Below are 20,915 nucleotides of genomic sequence, written 5' to 3'. Positions count from 1 at the left end.
CGTGCGGGGGCGGCTGCGGGTCTACCTCGGGGCGGCGCCCGGGGTCGGCAAGACGTTCGCGATGCTCGCCGAGGGCCGCCGCGCCCGGGAGCGCGGCCGGGACGTGGTCGTGGGCTTCGTCGAGACCCACGGCCGCCCCCGCACCGCCGCCCTGCTGGAGGGCATGGAGATCGTCCCCCGCAAGACCATCGTGCACCGGGGCGCCGCCTTCACCGAGCTGGACGTGGCGGCCGTCATCGCGCGCAGACCGAAGGCGGCGCTGATCGACGAGCTGGCCCACACCAACGTGCCCGGCTCCGAACGCGTCAAGCGCTGGCAGGACATCGACGAGATCCTGGACGCCGGCATCAACGTCGTGACGACGGTGAACATCCAGCACCTGGAGTCGGTCAACGACGTCGTCCAGGAGATCACCGGCGTCCCGCAGCGCGAGACCGTGCCCGACGAGGTGGTACGGCGGGCCGACCAGATCGAGCTGGTCGACATGTCGCCGGAGGCGCTGCGCCGCCGGATGGTCCACGGCAACGTCTACGCGCCGGAGAAGGTCAGCGCCGCGTTGTCGAACTACTTCCGGGTCGGCAACCTCACCGCCCTGCGCGAGCTCGCTCTGCTCTGGGTCACCGGCAAGGTGGACGACCAGCTCGACCGCTACCGCGCCGAGCACGGCATCACCACCACCTGGGAGACCCGCGAACGCGTCGTCGTCGCCCTGACCGGAGGCCCGGAAGGCGACACCCTGGTGCGCCGCGCCTCGCGCATCGCCGCCCGCACCAAAGGCGCCGACCTGCTGGCCGTCCACGTCACCAGCTCCGACGGCCTGGTCGCCAGCGACCCGGCGAGCCTGGCCCGGCAGCGCGCGCTGGTGGAGAGCCTGGGCGGCAGCTACCACCAGGTGGTCGGCGACGACATCCCCCGCGCCCTGCTGGACTTCGCCCGGGGCGTCAACGCCACCCAGCTCGTCCTGGGCGCTTCCCGGCGCGGCAGGTTCGCGCAGATCCTCTCCCGCGGCGTCGGCCTGGAGACCACCGCGCTGTCCGGTTCGATCGACGTCCACCTCGTCACCCACGAGGAGGTCAAGCGGGGCCGCCGGCGGCCCGAACGCGCGCGGGCGGCGCTGACCCGCAAGCGGCGGGTGGCCGGGTGGATCGTGGCGGTGGCGGGCCTGCCGGCGCTGACCGCCGCGCTCTGGCCGTTCCGCGACGTGATCTCGCTGCCCAGCGAGATCCTGCTGTTCCTGTGCCTGGTCGTCGTGGTGGCGCTGATCGGCGGCATGCTGCCGGCGATCGCCACGGCGGTGGGCGGGTCGCTGCTGCTCAACTGGTTCTTCACCCGGCCCACGGGAAGGCTGACGATCGCCGATCCGGACAACCTGCTCGCGCTCATCGTGTTCGTCCTGGTCGCGGTGGCGGTCAGCACGATCGTGGACGTGGCCGCCCGGCGTACCCGCCAGGCGGCCCGCGCCGGGGCGGACGCCGAGGTGCTGTCCACCCTGGCCGGGCACGTGCTGCGGGGCGAGGCCGCGCTGCCCTCACTGCTCGCCCGGCTGCGCGAGACGTTCGGCCTGGACTCGGTCACCCTGCTCGAACGCGTCGGCGAGCCCACGCCCGACGACAAGTCCGAACCCGGAGCCTGGCGCATCGTCGCCGCCTCCGGCTCCGCCCCCTGCACCGCGCCCGCCGCGGCCGACACCGACGTGGTGATCAGCGACGAGCTGGTGCTCGCCGCACGCGGGCGGCTGCTGGACGCCGGCGACCGGCGCGTCCTGGAGGCGTTCGCCGCCGAGGCCGCCGTCGCGCTGCGGCATGAGCGCCTGGAGGAGGAGGCCGAACGGGCCAGGCCGCTGGCCGAGGCGGACCGCATGCGCACCGCGCTGCTCGCCGCCGTCAGCCACGACCTGCGCACCCCCCTGTCGGCCGCCAGGGCCTCCGTCGAGAGCCTGCGCAACCGCGAGATCACCTGGACCGACGAGGACCGTGAGGAGCTGCTCGCGACCGCCGACGAGTCCCTGGCCCGGCTGGGCCGGCTGGTGGAGAACCTGCTCGACATGAGCCGCCTGCAGGCGGGCGTCCTCGGCCTGTCGCTCCAGCCCATCGCCCTGGAAGAGGTCGTGCCCCGCGCGATCGACGACCTGGGCCCGCTGCGCGGGCGCGTCAGGAGCGACGTCTCCATCGAGCTGCCGGAGATCGTCGCCGACGCGGCCCTGCTGGAACGCGTGCTGGTCAACCTGATCAGCAACGCCGTCCGCTACAGCCCGCCCGCTCACCAGGTGCTGGTGACCGGCAGCCGACAGGACGACATGGTCGAGATCCGGGTGGTCGACCACGGCCCCGGCATCCCGCCGGAGGACCGCGAGCGGGTCCTCCTGCCGTTCCAGCGGCTCGGCGACCGCGACAACGGCACCGGCGTGGGGCTCGGCCTGGCCCTCGCGCGCGGGCTGACCGAGGCCATGGGCGGCACCCTCACCCCCGAGGAGACTCCAGGAGGAGGTCTCACGATGATCGTCAGCATGCCGGTCCACTTCGAGACGTCGACCTCATGACCAGGATCCTGGTCGTCGACGACGAGCCGCAGATCCTGCGCGCGCTGCGCATCAACCTGACGGCACGCGACTACGAGGTCGCCGTCGCCACCGACGGCGCCTCCGCGCTGCGCCAGGCCGCCGAATGGCATCCTGATCTGGTCGTGCTCGACCTCGGCCTGCCCGACGTCGACGGCGTGGAGGTCATCCACGGACTGCGCGGCTGGACGCGGGTCCCCATCGTCGTGCTGTCCGGGCGGGCCGGCAACCAGGACAAGATCGAGGCTCTGGACGCCGGCGCCGACGACTACGTGACCAAGCCGTTCAGCATCGAGGAGTTCCTGGCCCGCATCCGCGCCGTCTCCCGCCGCGCCGCCACCCGGGACACCGAGCTCGCCGCCGTCCACCTCGGCGACCACACCGTGGACCTGGTCCGCAAGACCGTGTCAGGCGGCCTGCGGCTGACGCCCACCGAGTGGCACATCCTGGAGATCCTGCTGCGCAACCCCGGCAAGCTCATCCCCCAGCGCTACCTGCTGGCCGAGGTGTGGGGCAGCACGTACGTCAAGGAGACCCACTACCTGCGGCAGTACATGGCCCAGCTCCGCAAGAAGCTCGAACGCGACCCCGCCCACCCCCGGCACCTCATCACCGAACCGGGCATGGGCTACCGCTACACCCCTTGACCCCCGTGCGGCCGGCCGCGGACCCGCGTGCCCTCTTCGGGGATCCGAAGGGGCGACCCACGGGCCTTTGACCTGCGGATTCAAGGGTTGCCGAAGATTTGCGGAAGGAGCGGCCCGCAGGCTGGCGCCTACACATCGACGGTGGAGGTATGTCAGTGAGACAACGCATTCATGGGCCGGTCGCCCTCGTCGTCGCGGCGCTGCTGCTGTCAGCCGGGACGCCGGCCTCGGCCGCGGCTCGTACCGGCTTACCGGACCCGCCGCCCGTTCAGTCGCCGGCGGAAGCCCTGCGTCAAGATCTGAAGCTGGTCGCGGAGGGCAAGGGCTGGACCCTGGCGCAGGCCGCCGCGGACCGCAAGGCGGCGGAGGCCGTCGGTGACGTCGCCGCGAAGGTCGCGCGCGAGAGGCCGGAGATCTTCGTCGGCTCGGCCGTCAACCCCCTTCCCGGCGGTGCGCCGACGCTCTACGTCAAGGGGCCGGCCGATGCGTTCGTCGACCGGCTGGTGGCCGGCGCGGACGTGGACATCGACGTCGTGGACGGGCAACCGTACTCGTTCGGTGAGCTGGAGGAGCGCCAGCTCACCGTGCACAAGGCGCTCGTGGCCTACGGTTTCACCTCCGTGGCCACGTCCGTCGACATCGTGGGCGCGGGGCGGATCCCGGCCCAGGTCACCGAAACGCCGGGGGTCGACTCGCGGCCGGAGGCCGTGCTGTCCGCGATGCCGCAGGGCCTGCGCCCGCACATCGATCTCGCCGTGCGGGACGAGCCGGTCACGAGCCTGGAGTTCGGCTTCGGCGGGGAACGGGTGCGCGGCGGCGGCTCCCAGTGCACCAGCGGCTGGCCGATCCTCGCCAACGGCGTGCTTCCCGGCATCACCACCGCGGGCCACTGCGACGGCATGAACGAGATCGACTGGACCGACGCGGGCCTGTCGTTCCCGATCACGCCCCAGTTCCAGCATCGCCGGGCCTGGGGCGACGTGGAGTACCACTTCGGCGTTCCCGTACTGGCGGGGATCTTCTACGCCAGCAGCGCCGACGTGCGGGAGGCGAGGTCGGTGGAGCCGGTGGCCGCTATCAGCCTGGGCGAGTCCGTCTGCCAGTACGGCCGGTCCTCCAACGTCAGGCACTGCACTCCCGACGTCGACAGCGTCTCGGTGACCTGCACGTTCGCCCCCTTCCCCTTCCCGACGGAGCGGCTGGTCGGGACCGACAACGACGTCGGCATCAGCGGCGACAGCGGGGGCGGCTGGTCCTTCAACGACACGGCGTACGGATCGCACGTGGGGAACTGCGACAACGGCGAGGTGTTCAGCGCGGCCGACTACTACGACGAGGCGCTCGGCGTCCAGGTGTGGCTGGCCCCGTGACCTCGGCGGCTCACGATCCGGTCCCTCGCGGCGCGACCGGCCGCGAGGGACCGGAGCTTCGCGCCCCGCCGAGCTTGACCCGGACCTCCTCGGCGCGGTGGTGGCCGAGCTGGTCGAGGATGTCGAACGCGTCCTGCCAGTGGCGGTGGGCGGCGGCGGGATCGCCGGCGTCGTGAAGGATGTCACCGAGCGAGTCCAGCGCCAGGCCTTCGGAGTACCTGGCGCCGAGCTCGCTGAACAGCGCCAGCGCCCGCGCGTAGCAGGTGACGGCCTGGCGGAGATGGCCGAGGCGGCGCCGGATGAAGCCGAGGCTGTCCCAGGTCGCCGCCTCGCCCTGACGATCGGCGATCTCCTGGTAGAGCGACAGGGCCTGCCGGCAGTGGGCGAGGGCTCGGTGATGGTGGCCCAGGTGGGCGTGGTGCCAGCCGATGGCGTTGAGCCCGGCGGCCTGGCCGCGCCGGTTCTTCAGAGTCCGGAACAGGTCGAATGCCTGCTCGTCGTGGGGCAGCGCCTCCCGGTGGTGGCCCTGCTGTGCGAACAGCCGGGCCATGCAGCGGTGGGCGTGGGCCTGCCCGGCGCGGTCACCGAGCGCACGAAACAGTCGCAGGGCCTGCCGGAGGTGCTCGCCGGCATCACCGTACCGCCGCACGGAGATGTACGCGAGCGCGAGGCCGCAGTGGGCGTGGGCCTCGGCGGGGCGGTCCGCCAGACGCCGGGCGGCCTCCAGGGCGGCGCGCTGCGTCGCGGCCTGATCATGCCACAGCCCTCGCCTGTCGCAGAAGGTCATGAGCGCCCACCCCAGCCGGCAGACGTACGCGTCGGACCCGGCGTCGTCGACGGTGGCCAGCAGCGCCGGGTACTCGGCGCCGAACCAGGCCCGAGCCGCGCGGTGGTCGGCGATGTCCGCCACGACGACGCCGGGCCGGGGCGGGGGCAGCGTCAGCGGCTCGCGGTGCGGGCTGAGCGCCCGATCCGCGCGATGGGCGGTGTGCAGGTAGTGGTCGAGCAGCCGCCTCAGCCCGGCTCCCCCGGCGTCGAGACGGCCGGACAGCTCGGCCGCGTAGAGCAGCACCAGGTCATGCGCCCGGTAGCGGTCAGGGACCGGCTCGTCCAGCAGATGCGCGTTGACCAGCTCGCGGAGGAGGGCCCGGGTACGGGTGACGGTCAGCGCCGTGAGGCTGGCCGCCGCCGGCAGGCTGATCTCCGGTCCCGGGGCGCGGCCCAGGAGGGCGAAGACGCGGGCCGCACCGGAGGACAGGGCATCGTACGAGCAGGACAGGACCGCCCGCAGGTTGACCGCCAGTTCACCGCCGTCCAGGGCGTCCAGCCGGGTGGTGGCCTGCCGCAGCTCACCGGCGAGCACGCCGAGGGAGAGCCCGGGGTGGACAGCGGCGCGGGCGGCGATGACGCCGAGCGCCAGCGGCAGGCCCCCGCAGTGGCGGATCACGGCGGCGACGGCCTCGGGCTCGGCCGCCGTCCGGCTCGCGCCGAACTCGCGGGTGAGCAGCCGGCGTGACTCGGCCTCGGTCAGCACGTCCAGGACCAGCGGCCGGGCGCCGTGCGCGGTGATCAGCCCGGTCAGCCTGCGGCGGCTGGTGACGAGCACGGCGCAGGTGGGAGTGGCGGGCAGCAGCGGCGCCACGTGGGCGGAGTCGCGGGCGTTGTCCAGCACGATCAGCATGCGTCTGCCGGCGGTCAGGTGCCGGTACATCGCCGCCTGCGCTTCCGGATCCGGCGGGATCACGGCGGGCGGCACGCCGAGAGCGTCGAGGAAGGAGCGCACCGCGACCGCCGGGTGCAGGGGATCCGCCGCCGGGTCGAAACCCCGGAGATTGACGTGCAACTGGCCGTCGGGGAACCGGTCCGCGTTCTCATGGGCCCACCGCAGAGCCAGCCACGTCTTGCCGAGGCCGCCGGCACCGCTGATCGTCACGGTGCCCCCCAGGCCGGACGGCGCGCGCATGGCCTCGCCGAGCGCGGCGAGCTGGCGGGCCCGCCCGGTGAACGACCGCGGTGGCGCGGGCAGCTGACGCGGTATCAGCGGCTGGACGGGCCGTTCGGCTGCCTTCACGGGCTCGCGTACGACCAGGGCCGGATCCGTGGTCAGGATCCGCACGTGCAGATCTCGCAGTGCCCCGGTGGGGCCGGCGCCCAGTTCCTCGGCGAGCAGTCGCCGAAGCCGTTCGTAGACGTCGAGCGCGCCGGCCTGGCGGCCGCAGCGGTAGAGGGCGAGCATCAGCTGACCCGCGATCCGTTCGTCCAGCGGATGCGCGGAGGCGGAGGCGGTCAGCTCCGCCAGCAGCCCGGCGTGCCCGCCGCGGTCGAGGACGAGATCGTTGCGGTCCAGTTCGGCCGTCAGACGCTCCAGGGCCACGCCATGACGGACGTCGTTCAGCCACGCGGAGTCATGCCCCGCCACCAGGTCGCCGCGCCATAGACGCAGCGCCCTGTCGAACAGGGCCAGGGCGGTTCCGCCCTCCTCCGCCTCGCGGGCTTCGGCGACCAGCTTCCGGAACTTGAGCAGGTCCACGGTCATGGGGTCGACGGTGAGGGCGTACCCGCCGGGCCGGCGCACGAGGCCGACACCGTCCATCTCGGTCAGCACCCGCCGCAGCCTGCACAGATAGCCGTGGACGGCCGCGCGGGCGCGTTGCGGAGGGGCCTCACCCCATACCCGATCCAGTATCTGGTCGGCCGACACGACACGATTGGCCTCGATCAGGAGCACCGCCAGGACGCGGCGTTGCCGTGCGTGGCCGAGATCCACGAGCCGGCCGTCGGCCGCCGCCTCGACCTCGCCGAGCAGCCGGAACTCCACCGGCGGCCCGGCCGGTATCGTGCCCGTCGAGTCCGCAGGAGCGTGCTTCATGGCCATCGGGACCCCATAGAGCCCCTTCCGACCGGCGGGATCGCGCGTACATTCCCGATCTTCAGGGGGACATGGCAACTGACTCCCTGATGATCGCCTCCGGCCCGGCATCGATCCACGTCTATTTACCGGCTGCACCGGACTCGGCGTCGAACCCGGTGGCCCACCGGCCGGGCACTTGACCTGGAGCGCACTCGAGCTTCTAGCGTCATGACACGGGCGCGCCACGGGGGCCGCCGGGATCGCGGGCGTCATCGCCACGAGATCGAGGAAGGACGCGAATCACATGAAGACCGTGCAGCTCGGCCGTACCGGTGAACAGGTCAGCCAACTCGCCCTGGGTTGCATGATCATGGGCACCGCCACGCCGGAGGACGAGGCCGTCGCGATCCTGGACCGGTACGCCGAGGCGGGCGGCGGCTTCCTGGACACCGCCGACTGCTACGCCTGGTGGGAGCGCCGGGGCAGCCGCGGCGGCGAGAGCGAGGAGCTGATCGGCCGCTGGCTGGCCAGGACCGGACGGCGCGAGGACGTGTTCCTGGCCACCAAGGGCAGCGCCGTCCCCCGTGACCTGGACGCGGTCTGGGCCGGCGGCCGGCCGGACTGGGAGGTGGCCTACAGGACGTTCGCCGGGGCCGGGGCGAAGACCCTGCGGGAGGCGATCGACGGCAGCCTGCGCCGGCTCGGCACCGACCACGTCGACCTGTACTACGTCCACGTCGACGACCGGGCCACGCCTCTGGAGGAGACGCTGGAGGCGCTCGCCGGGATCGTCAGGGCCGGCAAGGCCCGCCACATCGGCTGGTCCAACGCGCGGACCTGGCGGCTGGAGCGCATCCGGCAGCTGTGCGCCCGGCATGGCTGGCCGGCGCCGGTCGCGCTCCAGCAGCAGCACTCGTACCTGCGCCGCCGCGCCGGGCTCCGGCACGCGTCGATCGTGGACGACGAGCAGCTGGACTACCTGGAGGGGCATGACGACCTGACCCTGGTGGCGTACTCCCCCATCCTCAAGGGCATCTACGACGACCCGGCCAAGCGCGAGGGCCACGGGGCGATGGAGCCGTACGGCGGCCCGGACGCCGAGGCCCGGCTCGCCGCCGTCGCCGAGGTGGCCGCCGAGGCGGGCGTGACGCCGAACGCGCTGGTCCTCGCGTGGCTGCTGCGCCAGACCTCGCCCACGGTCGTGCCGCTGATCGGGCCGCGCACGCTCCAGCAGTACGAGGCGGCCCTGCCGGCGCTCGACGTCAAGCTCACCGACGAGCAGTTCGCCCGCCTCGACACGGCCGGCGCCTGAGACGAGAGCGGATCCACGACACCGTGACGGAGCGCCCGGAGCGGGTGCCGAAGCCGGTGAGGACGCGGGTCAAGCTCTGCGGGAGTCCTGCCAGTACGGCGGCGGGGTCAGTCCTCGGGCAGCGGCGCCGGAGCTGGGGCCATCGGGGCGAGTCCGAGGTCGCGTAGCGTGGCGGCGCCGCGTGAGGCGTGGGCGCCGCCGGCGAGCACCAGGGTTCGCGCGGACTGGTAGCGGCAGCCGGCGGCGTCGAATGCGGCCGCCAGGGCGGGCAGCGCCTCCCGGTCGCCGTCGAGCAGGGCTCCGGCTCGCTCCACGATGGCGCCGGCGACCGGGTTGCCGGCCACGACGGCACGTGCCCCGGCCACGCGGTCGCGGGCGTCGGGGCTCCCGGCCAGTACGGCGGCTTCGGCGCGCAGCGCCACGTACCAGTGGAGCCAGATCCAGGTGACCCACTGCCACACCTCGCCCGGCTCGGGCGCCAGCCGCTCCAGCGCCTCCGCCGCCTGCCCGCGGTGGAGCAGCGGCAGTGCGTCGAAGACCGCCCCGTAGCCGAGGGTGTTCCCCGGGGAGTCGTCGAGCCGGCCCAGCACCGCGCTCCACTCGCGCGAGGCGTCCAGGTCGCCGCGCAGGGCGTGCGTCATCGCCACCGCGGCCGCCGGCGGGCCGAGGACCGACCTGGCGGGGCGGCCGGCCCGCTGCCACGCGTCGAGGAACCGTACGCCGCCGGTGAGCACGTCCTCGACGTCGCCCGCCAGCGCGTCGGCCACCAGGAGCCAGCCCGTGGCGCGGTGGCCGACCTCCGCCAGCAACGGATGCTCCGCGAGCCGCCGCGCCCACCGGCGGGCACCCGGCAGGTCGCCGGTGCCGATGCCGGCCTCCGCCGCCTCCCCCAGCGCCTCGATCAGCTCGTGGGTGCCGGCCGGGGTCTCCGGCGCGGACGAGAGCAGCGCGATCCGCCGCCGGGCCGTGCCCGCGGCGGCGAACGTGTCACCGGCCCAGCTCAGGGCGCAGGTGAGCGTGTCGAGCGCGGCGGACTCGGCGAGCGGGTCGCCCGTGCGGCGGGCGAGCTCGACCGCTCGTTCCGCGCGGGCGATCGTCGCCTGGACCGCGTCGTCCAGGCCCTCCTCCGCACCGACCTCGGTGAGCGCCCGCCCGGCCTCGGCCAGCGCCACGGCGGCCTCGGCGACCGCGTCGCCGCCGGCCAGCTCCCGTGCCCGGGTGATGAGCGCGTCCGTCTCCTCCGGTGGCAGTTCCCGTACGAACTTGCCGGAGAACCGGCAGGCGTTGGCGGCGGCGACCGCCAGGTCACAGGCGGCGCCGGCGAGGTCGCCTGACCGGCGGGCGGCGTCCGCGGCGGCGCGCTGCAGGCGGTACATGTCGTCGCCGCGCATCCTGCACCCGGCCACGGCGGCGGCCTGCCGGAGCATCGGCGCGGCGGCGTCGTCGCCGGCGAGCGCCGCGGCCTGCTCGTAGCGCTCCTGGGACTCGCCGATCAGGTTGCGGGTGAAGGTCAGCTCCGCCAGGCACCGGGCGAGGCGGTACGCCTCCGCGCGCCGTTCCGGCCGGTCGGCCGCCCACGTCAGGGCCGCGCGCAGATCGTCCGCCACCGCGTCGAACCCGGCCCGCCAGCCCTCCCGCGCCACCGCCAGCCCCTCGGCCCGGTCCAGGCACCAGCGGACGTGGCGGGATCGGGTGACGGCCAGCTCGTCGGCCTCGGACAGCCGTTCCAACCCGTACTGGCGGATGGTCTCCAGCGCCCGGTACCCGGTCCCGCCCGGGGAGGCCGTCACCACGAGCAGGCTCTGTTCGGCCAGCCGGGCCAGCCCTTCGGCGACGATGCCCTCCTCGTCGCCCGCCTCGTCCCCGGCCACCTCCGCCGCCGCGGCGGCGGTGAACGGCGCGACGAACACCGACACCCGGCGCAGCAGCGCCCGGTCGGCCGGCTCCAGCAGCGCGTGGCTCCAGTCCAGCGCCCCCCGCACCGAACGATGCCGCTCGTCGGCGCGGGAGCCGCCCGTCAGCATCCGCAGCGGGTGGGACAGGGCGGCGGCGATGCCGTCCAGACCGAGCGTGGAACACCGGGCGGCGGCCAGCTCGATCGCCAGCGCCATCCCGTCCAGCCGCTCGCAGACGGAGGCGACCTGGTCGCGCAGCGCGGGATCCAGCGGCCGGCCCGCCGCCGCGGCCCGCTCCATGAACAGCGCGACCGCGTCGGACCCGCCGTCGGCGGACAGCGACAGCGGCGGAACCGTGTACACGCGTTCGAACGGCACCATGAGCCGTGCCCGGCTGGTCGCCAGCACCGTCACGCGCGGGCACGCCGCCAGCAGCCGCTCGGTGAACAGCGCCACCCCGTCCAGCACGTGCTCGCAGTTGTCCAGCACCAGCAGCGCGTGGCGGTCGGCCAGCGCGGCGGCCACCGACTCGGTCAGGTCGCGGCCGGGCTCCTCGCCGAGGCCGACGGCCCCGGCGACGGCGGTGGCGACCAGGCCGGGATCGGTGACCGGGACCAGGTCGGCGAACCACACGCCGTCGGCGTACTCGCCGGCCGCCCGCGCGGCCACGGTCAGCGACAGCCGGGTCTTGCCGACTCCGCCTGGACCGACCGCGGTCACCTGGCGGTTCGTCTTGATCAGCTCGGCCAGCTCGGCCCGCTCGCTCGCCCGTCCGACGAACGAGGTCAGCGGGGCCGGCAGGACCGGTGCCGGCGACGGGGCGGCGCCGGCCGGTTCTGGCGCGCGCCGGGCGAGCGCCCGGCGGTCGGGCACCTCCAGCTTGCGCAGCAGCGAGGAGACGTGACTCTCCACCGTGCGCACCGAGATGCACAGCCGTGCCGCGATCTCGGCGTTGCTGAGATGGGCCCCGACCAGGTCCAGCACCTCGGCTTCCCGAGCCGAGATATCCACTTCTGTCGCCACTGTCCCAGTTTGGCGCATCCGCTCCGTACGTGGTCCGTGCCGTCGATCCGTGGCCGGATTCCGTGGTGAGCACGGATGTGGACCGGACGGGCCGGGCGGCAGGCTTTACCCAGCGACGAACCACGAGGAGCGACCATGACCATCTCCATCAAGACCGTGCTGCACCCGGTGACCGACCTGGCCAAGGCCAAGGCCGTGTACGCGGCTCTGCTCGGTGTCGAGCCGCAGACCGACTCGTCCTACTACGTCGGCTTCGAGGCCGGGGGCCAGCACATCGGGCTGGTGCCCGGCGGCGGGCCGCAGGGGATGACCTCGCCGGTGGCGTACTGGCACGTGCCCGACATCGAGGCGAAGGTGGCCGAGATGACGGCCGCGGGGGCCACCGTGCGGGAGGCCGCGCACGAGGTCGGCGCCGGCCGCCTGGTGGCCACCGTCACCGACCCCGACGGCAACGTCCTCGGACTGATCCAGGACCGATGAGCCCCCTGATCGACCGCGACCCCGACTCTCCCAAAGGAACCGCCATGACCTCCTTCGCATCCGTCACCCTGGAAGTCCCCGACCCCGCCGCCGCGGACGCCTTCTACCGGGCCTTCGGCCTGGACCCGTACGTGCACGTCCGTGCCTCCGACGCGCCGGCGACCGGCTTCCGCGGCTTCGCGCTGTCACTCGTGGCGGCCCAGCCGGGCGACGTCGACGCCCTCATCGGCGCCGCGCTCGACGCCGGCGCCACGACACTGAAGCCGGCCGCGAAGGGGTTCTGGGGCTACGGCGGCGTCGTACGCGCCCCGGACGGGACGATCTGCAAGATCGCGACCTCGAAGAAGAAGGACACCGGCCCCGCCGCCCGGCGCATCGAGCAGGTCGCCCTCCTGCTGGGGGTGGCGGACGTCAAGGCGAGCAAGCGGTTCTACGTCGAGCGCGGCCTGGCCGTGGCCAAGAGCTTCGGCGGCAAGTACGTCGAGTTCGACACCCCGTCGTCGGCCGTCACGCTGGCGCTCTACCCGCGCCGCGCGCTGGCCAAGGACACCGGAGTCGCCCAGGAGGGCGCCGGGTCGCACAGGCTCGTGATCGGCGGCGACGCCGGGCCCTTCACCGACCCGGACGGGTTCGTCTGGGAGCCCGCGTCCGTCTGAGCCGTTCCGCACATCTTCGAAAGATTCGAAAGAGAGGTCCTGTCATGAGCAGCACGTACGAGGGATTCACGGCCGAGGAGCGGGCCGCGATGAAGGAGCACGCCACCGAGCGGAAGAAGGCGGCACGGCGCGGCACGCACGCGGACAAGGCGGCGGAAGCGGCGCGAGACGTGCTCGCCAAGATCGCCGAGATGCCGGACCAGGACCGGATCATGGCCGAGCGCGTGCACGCCGCCGTCATGGCCGGCGCTCCGGCCCTGGCGCCGAGGCTCTGGTACGGCATGCCCGCCTACGCGCTGGACGGCAAGATCGTCTGCCACTTCCAGCCCTCGGGGAAGTTCAAGACCCGCTACGCGACCCTCGGGTTCAGCGACCGGGCGAACCTGGACGACGGCCCCATGTGGCCGGTCGCGTTCGCCCTGACCGAGGTGACGCCCGAGGTCGAGGCGCGGATCAGCGCACTGGTGAAGCAGGCGGCGAGCTGAGGCCCGGCGCACGGGGACGGTCAGTCTCCGATGTCGGTGGTCACCTTCCCGGGATCGGGCGCCTTGATGGACACCTTGGCGCCCCACCCGGTGAAGCGGCTGTCGATCACGATCGTCTTGCCTTCGTGCTGGTTGGTGTCGAACACGCCCGTGGCCGCGTACGACGACTTCACCCTGCTCACGAGCCCGGCCGAGGTCAGCGTGAGCGTGTAGGAGACCTTCGTGTCGTTGTGCATGCGCAGCGGGATCGACGCGTCGAACCAGCGTGACACCTTCTCCAGCTCCTTGAAGGTGATCTTCCCGGTGAGGCTGCTCCCGCGCAGTCTGCCCTTCTTGACCAGCGCCGCGAGGGTCTTCGGCTCGGCCGGGTTGATGACCTGCCCGTAGAAGCCGCTGCCGCCGCCGAGGATGGCGTTGCCCTTGAGCCAGGTCTTGCCCTCCGGGAAGCGGCCTTCCCACATGCCGCCCGAGGTGTAGCTGACCTTGCCGACGCTGATCGTACGCTCGCGAGGGCGGGTCGGGGAGGTCGCGGTGATGTCGGAGGCCGCCACGCCCTTGGCGTCGAACTGGAAGGTCCCCTTGCGGCTCTGGATCTTCTTCTTGCCGCCGCCGGAGAGCGTGGTCGTCTCGGTGAACCGCACGCCGTGGCCGGAGGCGAGCTTGCTCTTGAGCGCGCGTACGGGGTCCTTCGGGGCGGCCTGAGCGGGCGCGCCCGCCGCCAGCAGGCAGCCGCAGGCCACCAGTGCGATGATCGTGGTCTTCTTCATGATCGGTGATCTTGCCGCGGGCGGATCACGGCCGAGGATCGGCGGACGATCGGAAGGGCAACGGCTCTCCGGCGCACGCGGGGCCCGGATCGTGGTTCCATGGGGACGGACCCGTTTCGATCGCTCCTCCGATGAGTCCGCCCTCGCCCCCCGAGGCGTACGAACGATCAGGAGTGCCGCGTGTCCCCTTCCTTCTCCCTGACCGGCGCCGATGTGACCACCGAGCGGCTCGTGCTGCGTCCGTGGCCTCCCGGCGACGTCGCCGCCGTCCTCGGCGGCCACCGGCTCGCGCACTGGGCGCCGGACTTCCCCTCCGCCGCCGACCGGCGCATCTCCGGCTTCGTCGCCGAGCACCCCGAGGCCATGAACGTGTACGGCCAGCGCCAGATCGTCGAGCGGGAGAGCGGTCTCGCGGTCGGCGCGATCGGGCTGTTCTGGCCGCCCGAGGACGGCGTCATCGAGATCGGGTACGGGATCGTGGAGTCCCGGCGTGGGCGCGGATACGCCACGGAGGCCACCCGGGCGATGACCGCCTTCGGGCTCACCGCTCCGGGCGTGGACGAGGTGTTCGCCGACGTGGAGCTCGCGAACGCGGCCTCCGTCCGTGTCCTGGAGAAGGCCGGGCTGCGACGCGTGCGCGGCGACGGCGCGACGGCGAGGTTCACCGCCAGGAGGCCGTGAGCCGGGAATCTTGGCACGGACGGGCAACAGGCGTGGCACGCACGGAAAACCGGCGGCTGCGCGCCCGTGCCATGCTCGACCCGGAGCTATCGAACGGGGGAACGAATCGGGTGCCCTCATCCCCTCTGCTTCTTCGTACACAGGCACGCTACCGCGTCGGCACACACGAGATCCGAAGGGAGGTGAACATCCATGACCGAAACGATCATGAGGTTCGGCGACAGACTGCTGGAACGGCTCGTTCCCAGGATGACGGTCCTCGCATCAGGTCCCTGCCAGTGCGTGCGCACGTGCTGCATCGTCTACAGCGACGGGACCCGCAGGAAGGGAACCTACATCGAGCACTGTTTCAGCGGCTCGGCGTGCACGAGCTGCACGCAGACCTCCGGCACCTGCTAGCGGCGCCGCGGACCCCGGCGCCCGATCCCCCGCACCTGTCCGTACGACACGCGACCGCATCGGCGGCACGCGATCCGGAGGGAGGTGAACACCGGTGACACAAGCGATCATGAGGTTCGGCGACAGGCTGCTGGAGCGGCTCGTCCCCAGGATGACGGCCCTCGCGTCGGGTCCCTGCCAGTGCGTCCGCACATGCTGCATGAAGGACGGCGGGCTGCCCGCCCTGCGCGGAACGTACATCGAACACTGTTTCAGCGGCTCGGCGTGCACGGGCTGCAGACTGACCGGCGGTTACTGCTGACCGGAAGGCACGCGGCCGCCGTGCCCCGCCACGGGCACGGCGGTCCCGGAATCACCGTCCGGCCGGATTCGCGCTGGGAGTACGCGTGGAGTACCTCGCTTTCGGATGTCACTGGCTCGTCGCCCTCGTCTTCGCCGTCTCCTTCGCGAGCAAGCTCAAGGGGAACCGGCGGGAGTTCGCGGAGTCGACGCGGAAACTGCTGGGCGCCCTCCTTCCGTCGGGAAGCGCCCCGGCCGCCGCCGCCAAGTTCGTGGCCCCCCTCGTCGTGGCGGCCGAGGCCGCCGTGGTGGTGCTGATGATCCCGGCGCCCGCCGCGGCTCTGGCTCTCGCGGGCGTCCTGGTCACCGCCTTCGGCCTGGCCATCGCGCTGGCGCTGCGCCGGGGCGTGGCCACCGCCTGCCGGTGCTTCGGCGGGTCGGCGCCGCTGAGCGGGTGGCATCTCGTGCGCAACGCGCTGCTCCTCGGCGCGGTGGCCGCGGGGCTGACGTTCGACCCCGGCCCGCTCGGCGCGGCCGGGACCGCGGGGCTGGCGGTCACCGCGGGCGCGGCGCTCGCGGCCGCCCTGGTCGTCGTACGTCTTGAGGAGATCGGCGAACTGTTCGGCCCGAGGCTGTCGTAGCCGCCGGGACGCTCGAAGGGAGCACGCAATGGCTGTGATGTGGGCCGCCATCGTCCTGGTCGGGGCGGTGTGCGCACTGGATCTCGTCCTGACGCTCGGAGTCGTCCGCCGCCTGAAGGAGCACACCGCCCATCTCGAAGGCCTGCTGCGGGCCGGACCGGCGGGGGCGTTCCCCGGCGGGCTGCCGGAGGTGGGGGCCACCGTCGGGGAGTTCACGGCGACCACCCTCGACGGGGAGGAGATCGGCAGGAGTTCCCTGTCGGGTGAGACGCTGGTGGCGTTCTTCAGCTCCGGCTGCGCGCCCTGCGTGGAGAAGCTGCCGGGTTTCCTCGCCCATGCCCGCGAGCGCATCGGGGGCCGGCGGCTGATCCTCGCGGTCGTGGCGCCCGGGGAGCGGGCCGAGACGGCGAAGATGACCGCCGAGCTGCGGCAGGTGGCGACGGTCGTCGTGGACGAGAACTACGCCGGCGGGGTCGCCAGGGCCTTCTCCGTCACCGAGTACCCCGCGTTCTGCCTGGTCGACAGCGAGGGGACGGTCCTCGCGGTCGAGCGTGAGGTCACCAGGCTCGCGGCGCCCGCCGAGAGATGACGACGCCCGACCGCCGCCCGCTGGCGGCCGGGCTGGTCCGGGCGATCGGGCTCGCCTGCCGGTCGGCTCCCTCCGCCATGGCCTGCTACCTGACCGTCACCGTGCTGACGGCCGCGTTCCCCGTGGCGATCGCCTGGCTGACCAAGCTGACGCTCGACACGGTGGTGACGGCCGGATCCGTCGCGGCGGTCGCCGGGCTGGTGGCCGGTCTCGCGGCGGCCGGCCTGGCGAACGCGGCCGTGCCGTACGCGACGCAGTACCTGCGGGGCGAGATCGACCGCAGGGTGGGGCTCGCGGCCCAGGACCAGCTGTTCACCGCGCTCGACCGGGCCGTGGGCGTGAGCCGGCTGGAGGACCCCGCCTTCCTGGACCGGCTGCGGCTCGCCACGCAGAGCGCGAGCTCCCCCGGGCGGCTGGTCGACTGCGTGCTCGGCTTCGTCCGCGGCCTGCTCACCCTCGCCGGGTTCGTCGGGTCGCTCCTGGTGATGAACACGCTGGTCACCGTCATCGTGCTGGCGGCCGCGGTGCCCGCGCTGATGATGTCCGTGCGGCTCTCGCGGCTCAGGGCGGCGGTGCTGCTGTCGATCGGCCCGACCGAGCGCCGCGAGTTCTTCTACGCCGACCTCCTGACCAGCGCGAACGCGGCCAGGGAGATCCGGCTGTTCGGGCTCGGCGGCTTCCTGCGCGGGCGGATGCTCGCCGACCGCGTGGCCGCCAACGACGCCCGCCGCCGACTCGACCGGCGCGAGCAGCTGGTCCAGGCGGCGCTCGCGACGCTGTCGGCGGCGGTTTCGGGCGCCGGGCTGGCCTGGACCGTGTTCGAAGCCGTCCAGGGGCGGCTCACCGTGGGCGACGTGTCCATGTTCGTGGCCGCCGTGATGGGCGTGCAGGGCGCGCTGGACTCCGTGGTGGACGCGATCGCCGGCGGCCACCAGCAGCTCATGATGTTCGGCCACTACGCGGCGGTGGTGGACGACGGGCCTGACCTGCCCGCCCCGGCCGAACCCCTCGGCAGCCCGGAGCTGCGCCACGGCATCGAGCTGCGCGACGTGTGGTTCCGCTACAGCGACGGGCATCCGTGGGTGCTGCGCGGCGTGGACCTGTTCCTCCCCGCGGGGACGACGCTCGCGCTCGTCGGCCACAACGGCTCGGGCAAGAGCACGATCGTGAAGCTGCTCTGCCGCTTCTACGACCCCACGAAGGGCGCCATCCTGTGGGACGGCGTCGACATCAGGGACATGGACCCCGCCGGGCTGCGCGCCCGCATCGGCGCGGTGTTCCAGGACTTCATGGCCTACGACTTCAGCGCCGCCGACAACGTCGCACTCGGCGACCTATCCGCGCTCGGCGACCGCGGCCGCGTCGAGACGGCGGCCCGCACGGCGGGCGTGCACGAGACCCTCCGCGAGCTGCCCCTCGGCTACGACACCCTGCTGACGCGGATGTTCTTCGGCGACTCAGGCGACGACGACACGCGGACGGGGGTCGTGCTGTCCGGCGGCCAGTGGCAGCACGTGGCCCTGGCCAGGGCCTTCCTCCGCCGGTCCCGCGACCTCATGATCCTCGACGAGCCGAGCGCGGGCCTCGACGCGGAGGCCGAGCACGACATCCACACCCGGCTCAGGACCATCAGGTCGGGCCGCACCAGCCTGCTCATCTCCCACCGGCTCGGGGCCATCCGCGACGCCGACCGCATCGTCATGCTCGACAGCGGCACCGTGAAGGAGCAGGGCACCCACGGAGAGCTCCTCGCGGCCGGCGGGACGTACGCGCGGATGTTCCGGCTCCAGGCCCAGGGCTACTCGGACACCGCCGCGCTCCGGCCGGAGGGATTCCCCCAGTGACCGTCATCGTCGTGGCCCTGGCCGTGTGCGCGGGAGCCGTCCTGTGGCTGCGCCGCCGCTACGTCATGGTCTCCGTGTCCGGCGCGAGCATGGAGCCCGCGTATCGATCGGGCGACCGGGTCTGGGTGCGCCGCGCCCCGGTCGGCTCGGTGCGGGCCGGCCAGGTGGTGGTGGTCAGGCTCAGCTATCCCCCGGACTGGCAGCTCGCGGTCAGGGAGCCCTGGAGCATCAAACGCGTGACGGCCGCCCCCGGCGACCCGGTGCCCAGGAGCGGCTTCGACGCCCTCGCCCACGTCCCCGAGACGACCGTCCCCGCGGACCGCCTGGTCGTCTGCGGCGACAACACCGCCGACTCCTACGACTCCCGCCACTGCGGTTACGTCCCCGGCGACCGGTTGCTCGGCGTGGTGGTCCGCCGCGCGGCCGGCTGAACGCCTGTCAGCGGCTGTCGGCCGAGCCGTCCGCCCGGGCCTGCCACCGGTAGGCGGCCGGGGTGACGCCGAACGCCGCGCGGAAGGTCCGGCTGAAGTGCGAGTCGTTCGGGAAACCCCAGCGGGCGGCGATGGCGTTGATCGGTACGCCCTCCAGCCGGGGGTCGGCCAGGGCGCGGCGGCAGCGTTCCAGCCGCCGCTGCCGGATCCACCCGCCGACGGTATGCCCCTCCTGCTGGAACATCCGGTACAGCTGGCGCAGGGAGATGTGGTGGGCGGCGGCGATGACGGCGGGCGACAGGTCGGCCTGTCCCAGCCGCTGCTCGATGAACGCCCGGATCTCCAGGACGAGCGTCCCGCCGGGGTCGGTCAGGGACGGGGTGGGGTCGACCTCCAACTCGTGGGCGAGCACGGCGATGACGAAGTCCACGATGACGGTGGACAACCGGCCCACGTCGGCGGCCGACAGCTCACCGGACCGGATCACGACGCCGCGAAGCAGATCACCGAGCAGCGCGGCGACGCCCTGCCGACCCGCGATCCTGGTGGCCAGCAGCCGCCGGATCTCCGGCTCCGGGAACGGCAGGGCGGCGTGCGGAACCTGCAGGATGAGGCCGTCCGAGCCGGCCCCGTGCCGCCCCGTCGCACTGTCGCGCGGATCGCTCCTCGTCCACGCCTTGAAGGGCAGGGAGGTGTCGGAGAGCATCAGGTCGGTCGGCGTCAGGAGCGTCTCACGGCCCTCCTGCCGCATCCCCGAAGTGCCGCGCAAGGTGAGGGAGATCTGGTACGCCTCGGGATCCGAACTCCGGATCCTGCTCATGCTCCGGTGCGCCTCGAAACCGGCGCACCTGACCCGGGACATCTGCACCGAGCGGAGGTCGATCGTCGTCATCTCGGCCCAGAAGTCGGCTGCCCGATCGCTGGCGGCGCTGACCGAGACCACCGACCTGGCCACGGCCTGCCACCAGTAGTCGAACCGTTCGCCGACCGGCACGTCGTCGAGTCGCACCATCGAAGTGATCACCGTCGTTCCCCATTCCGAACGGTCGCCGCCGGGTCTGCCGCGCTACCCCTTGGCACGTACGAAACACGGATATCCGGCGATGTCCACCGCCGTGGGTGTCAGGTGAGGGCCGCGCCGTAGCGGTCGACGAGACCGGCCAGCCGGGCGACCTGGCCCGCCTCGGGCGACCAGCAGTAGAGGATGACCTCGTCCGCCCCGAGTTCCTCGAAGCCGCGCAGCGCCGTGCGGATCTGGTCCTCGGTGGTGAGCATGCCCTCGACCATCCAGTGGGAGGCCCCCACGATCGCGTAGCACTCGCTGATCGCCGCCTTGGCCGTGGCCACGGTCTCCGCCGAGCCGAAGGCCACGTTGAGCTGGCCGACGTTGCGCGGGCGCCCGGCCCGGCCGGCCTGGGACCACTCCTTGTCCACGGCGCGGAAGAGGTCGCCGGCCCACGGCGGAGGAGCGGCGCACAGCAGCCCGTGGCCGAACCGGGCCACCCGGGCCAGCGCGGCCGGCGCGAACGCGCCGAACAGGATCTCCGGGCCTCCGGGGGTCAGCGGCGCGGGCCCCACCGGCCCGAGCCCGCCCGCCGTGCACTCGCCGGCCCACAACTGGCGCATCTCGGACAGTTGGTCGTCGAGCCGTCGTCCTCGCCCCTTGAGCGGCATTCCGGCCGCGGCGAAGTCATCGGTCCGGCTGCCGACTCCCATTCCCAGCGTGAACCTGCCCTGTGCGAGCCGATCGAGGGTGGCCACCTGCTTGGCCAGCAGGGCGGTGTCACGCAGCGGGCCGATCAGCACTTCGGTCTGGACGCGGATCCGGCGGGTGACGGCGGCGATGGCCGCCAGCATCACCAGCGGCTCGGGGTTGCGCCAGATGAAGCGGTCGAGCAGTCCCAGCGTGCTGAACGGTCCCGCGTCCGCCTGCCGGGCCCAGTCGAGCAGGAGGTCCGGTTCGTCACCCGGCAACCCTATTCCGATCTTCATCGGTGTCTCCTTCGCA

At 73.1% G+C, this 20,915-nt stretch carries 19 protein-coding genes; 14 read left to right on the top strand and 5 right to left on the bottom strand.

Annotated elements, in window-relative coordinates; all coding sequences use genetic code 11:
- The first annotated feature begins 1 nt into the window (after nucleotide 1).
- From FR742_RS11995 to FR742_RS11985, 3 genes are all read left to right on the top strand, one after another.
- Nucleotides 2-2,539 (top strand): DUF4118 domain-containing protein, encoded by a 2,538-nt coding sequence (locus FR742_RS11995; protein ID WP_148031036.1) that lies wholly within the window; start codon nucleotides 2-4, stop codon nucleotides 2,537-2,539.
- Complete coding sequence (locus tag FR742_RS11990) at nucleotides 2,536-3,204, top strand: response regulator (protein WP_148031035.1); 669 nt, start codon at nucleotides 2,536-2,538, stop codon at nucleotides 3,202-3,204. Before FR742_RS11995 ends, FR742_RS11990 begins: the two co-directional genes overlap by 4 nt.
- 149 nt (nucleotides 3,205-3,353) lie before the next feature.
- Nucleotides 3,354-4,574: a S1 family peptidase gene (locus FR742_RS11985; RefSeq protein ID WP_222708908.1), complete on the top strand. Its 1,221-nt coding sequence runs from the start codon at nucleotides 3,354-3,356 to the stop codon at nucleotides 4,572-4,574.
- A 10-nt stretch (nucleotides 4,575-4,584) separates the two neighbouring features.
- Here the strand turns inward: FR742_RS11985 and FR742_RS11980 are convergent, their stop codons facing one another.
- Nucleotides 4,585-7,449, bottom strand: a complete 2,865-nt coding sequence (locus FR742_RS11980) for a BTAD domain-containing putative transcriptional regulator (RefSeq protein WP_222708907.1) — start codon at nucleotides 7,447-7,449, stop codon at nucleotides 4,585-4,587.
- A gap of 280 nt (nucleotides 7,450-7,729) precedes the next feature.
- Between FR742_RS11980 and FR742_RS11975 the strand changes: the two genes are divergently transcribed.
- Entirely contained in the window at nucleotides 7,730-8,737 is a 1,008-nt protein-coding gene (locus tag FR742_RS11975) for an aldo/keto reductase (protein WP_148031033.1), read from the top strand.
- A gap of 107 nt (nucleotides 8,738-8,844) precedes the next feature.
- On the opposite strand, the gene FR742_RS11970 is transcribed toward FR742_RS11975, so the two are convergent.
- A complete protein-coding gene (locus tag FR742_RS11970) occupies nucleotides 8,845-11,655 on the bottom strand; it encodes a LuxR C-terminal-related transcriptional regulator (RefSeq protein WP_261808480.1) in 2,811 nt (936 codons plus the stop codon).
- Between the two features lie 135 nt (nucleotides 11,656-11,790).
- On the opposite strand from FR742_RS11970, the gene FR742_RS11965 reads away from it, so the two are divergent.
- Genes FR742_RS11965 through FR742_RS11955 form a run of 3 tightly spaced genes read left to right on the top strand, consistent with a single transcriptional unit; the run spans nucleotide 11,791 to nucleotide 13,276 of the window.
- On the top strand, nucleotides 11,791-12,135 hold the full coding sequence (locus FR742_RS11965; protein WP_148031031.1) for a VOC family protein: 345 nt from the start codon (nucleotides 11,791-11,793) through the stop codon (nucleotides 12,133-12,135).
- Between the two features lie 44 nt (nucleotides 12,136-12,179).
- Nucleotides 12,180-12,791, top strand: coding sequence for a glyoxalase (locus FR742_RS11960; RefSeq protein WP_148031030.1), 612 nt, complete (start codon nucleotides 12,180-12,182; stop codon nucleotides 12,789-12,791).
- 44 nt (nucleotides 12,792-12,835) lie between these two features.
- Complete coding sequence (locus FR742_RS11955; RefSeq protein ID WP_148031029.1) at nucleotides 12,836-13,276, top strand: iron chaperone; 441 nt, start codon at nucleotides 12,836-12,838, stop codon at nucleotides 13,274-13,276.
- A 20-nt stretch (nucleotides 13,277-13,296) separates the two neighbouring features.
- On the opposite strand, the gene FR742_RS11950 is transcribed toward FR742_RS11955, so the two are convergent.
- A complete protein-coding gene (locus tag FR742_RS11950) occupies nucleotides 13,297-14,043 on the bottom strand; it encodes a hypothetical protein (protein ID WP_148031028.1) in 747 nt (248 codons plus the stop codon).
- A gap of 180 nt (nucleotides 14,044-14,223) precedes the next feature.
- Between FR742_RS11950 and FR742_RS11945 the strand changes: the two genes are divergently transcribed.
- The 7 genes from FR742_RS11945 (at nucleotide 14,224) to FR742_RS11915 (ending at nucleotide 18,907) form a co-directional block, all read left to right on the top strand.
- Nucleotides 14,224-14,724, top strand: a complete 501-nt coding sequence (locus FR742_RS11945) for a GNAT family N-acetyltransferase (protein WP_222708906.1) — start codon at nucleotides 14,224-14,226, stop codon at nucleotides 14,722-14,724.
- 192 nt (nucleotides 14,725-14,916) lie between these two features.
- Nucleotides 14,917-15,123 carry a hypothetical protein gene (locus FR742_RS11940; protein ID WP_148031027.1) on the top strand — a complete coding sequence of 69 codons (207 nt, stop codon included), beginning with the start codon at nucleotides 14,917-14,919 and terminating at the stop codon, nucleotides 15,121-15,123.
- 94 nt (nucleotides 15,124-15,217) lie between these two features.
- Nucleotides 15,218-15,424, top strand: coding sequence for a hypothetical protein (locus FR742_RS11935; RefSeq protein WP_148031026.1), 207 nt, complete (start codon nucleotides 15,218-15,220; stop codon nucleotides 15,422-15,424).
- A gap of 85 nt (nucleotides 15,425-15,509) precedes the next feature.
- The gene (locus tag FR742_RS11930; RefSeq protein ID WP_187281110.1) at nucleotides 15,510-16,043 is read left to right on the top strand and encodes a MauE/DoxX family redox-associated membrane protein; all 534 of its coding nucleotides are present in this window, start codon (nucleotides 15,510-15,512) and stop codon (nucleotides 16,041-16,043) included.
- 28 nt (nucleotides 16,044-16,071) lie between these two features.
- Nucleotides 16,072-16,632, top strand: coding sequence for a TlpA disulfide reductase family protein (locus FR742_RS11925; protein WP_148031024.1), 561 nt, complete (start codon nucleotides 16,072-16,074; stop codon nucleotides 16,630-16,632).
- A complete protein-coding gene (locus FR742_RS11920) occupies nucleotides 16,629-18,476 on the top strand; it encodes an ABC transporter ATP-binding protein (RefSeq protein ID WP_148031023.1) in 1,848 nt (615 codons plus the stop codon). The genes FR742_RS11925 and FR742_RS11920 overlap by 4 nt, the downstream gene beginning before the upstream one ends.
- The gene (locus FR742_RS11915; protein ID WP_222708905.1) at nucleotides 18,473-18,907 is read left to right on the top strand and encodes a S26 family signal peptidase; all 435 of its coding nucleotides are present in this window, start codon (nucleotides 18,473-18,475) and stop codon (nucleotides 18,905-18,907) included. Before FR742_RS11920 ends, FR742_RS11915 begins: the two co-directional genes overlap by 4 nt.
- A 7-nt stretch (nucleotides 18,908-18,914) precedes the next feature.
- Here FR742_RS11915 and FR742_RS11910 read toward each other — a convergent pair whose 3' ends face one another.
- Together FR742_RS11910 and FR742_RS11905 are read right to left on the bottom strand one after the other, a co-directional pair.
- The gene (locus FR742_RS11910; protein ID WP_148031022.1) at nucleotides 18,915-19,931 is read right to left on the bottom strand and encodes a helix-turn-helix domain-containing protein; all 1,017 of its coding nucleotides are present in this window, start codon (nucleotides 19,929-19,931) and stop codon (nucleotides 18,915-18,917) included.
- A gap of 98 nt (nucleotides 19,932-20,029) precedes the next feature.
- Nucleotides 20,030-20,899 carry an LLM class flavin-dependent oxidoreductase gene (locus tag FR742_RS11905; RefSeq protein ID WP_148031021.1) on the bottom strand — a complete coding sequence of 290 codons (870 nt, stop codon included), beginning with the start codon at nucleotides 20,897-20,899 and terminating at the stop codon, nucleotides 20,030-20,032.
- Between the last annotated feature and the right edge of the window lie 16 nt (nucleotides 20,900-20,915).

The sequence above is a fragment of the Nonomuraea sp. C10 genome (assembly GCF_008017515.1).
In the GTDB taxonomy this organism is placed as follows: domain Bacteria; phylum Actinomycetota; class Actinomycetes; order Streptosporangiales; family Streptosporangiaceae; genus Nonomuraea; species Nonomuraea ferruginea.
Note: the sequence above shows the minus strand (reverse complement) of the source record. Positions and strands in the feature narration are given on the sequence as shown.

Excerpts from the sequence above, each read along its gene's own strand:
- FR742_RS11920 (WP_148031023.1), top strand. The coding sequence starts at position 16,629 with ATGACGACGCCCGACCGCCGCCCGCTGGCGGCCGGGCTGGTCCGGGCG.
- FR742_RS11955 (WP_148031029.1), top strand. The coding sequence starts at position 12,836 with ATGAGCAGCACGTACGAGGGATTCACGGCCGAGGAGCGGGCCGCGATG.
- FR742_RS11925 (WP_148031024.1), top strand. The coding sequence starts at position 16,072 with ATGGCTGTGATGTGGGCCGCCATCGTCCTGGTCGGGGCGGTGTGCGCA.
- FR742_RS11940 (WP_148031027.1), top strand. The coding sequence starts at position 14,917 with ATGACCGAAACGATCATGAGGTTCGGCGACAGACTGCTGGAACGGCTC.
- FR742_RS11905 (WP_148031021.1), bottom strand. The coding sequence starts at position 20,899 with ATGAAGATCGGAATAGGGTTGCCGGGTGACGAACCGGACCTCCTGCTC.
- FR742_RS11965 (WP_148031031.1), top strand. The coding sequence starts at position 11,791 with ATGACCATCTCCATCAAGACCGTGCTGCACCCGGTGACCGACCTGGCC.
- FR742_RS11950 (WP_148031028.1), bottom strand. The coding sequence starts at position 14,043 with ATGAAGAAGACCACGATCATCGCACTGGTGGCCTGCGGCTGCCTGCTG.
- FR742_RS11975 (WP_148031033.1), top strand. The coding sequence starts at position 7,730 with ATGAAGACCGTGCAGCTCGGCCGTACCGGTGAACAGGTCAGCCAACTC.
- FR742_RS11960 (WP_148031030.1), top strand. The coding sequence starts at position 12,180 with ATGACCTCCTTCGCATCCGTCACCCTGGAAGTCCCCGACCCCGCCGCC.
- FR742_RS11990 (WP_148031035.1), top strand. The coding sequence starts at position 2,536 with ATGACCAGGATCCTGGTCGTCGACGACGAGCCGCAGATCCTGCGCGCG.
- FR742_RS11980 (WP_222708907.1), bottom strand. The coding sequence starts at position 7,449 with ATGGCCATGAAGCACGCTCCTGCGGACTCGACGGGCACGATACCGGCC.
- FR742_RS11985 (WP_222708908.1), top strand. The coding sequence starts at position 3,354 with ATGTCAGTGAGACAACGCATTCATGGGCCGGTCGCCCTCGTCGTCGCG.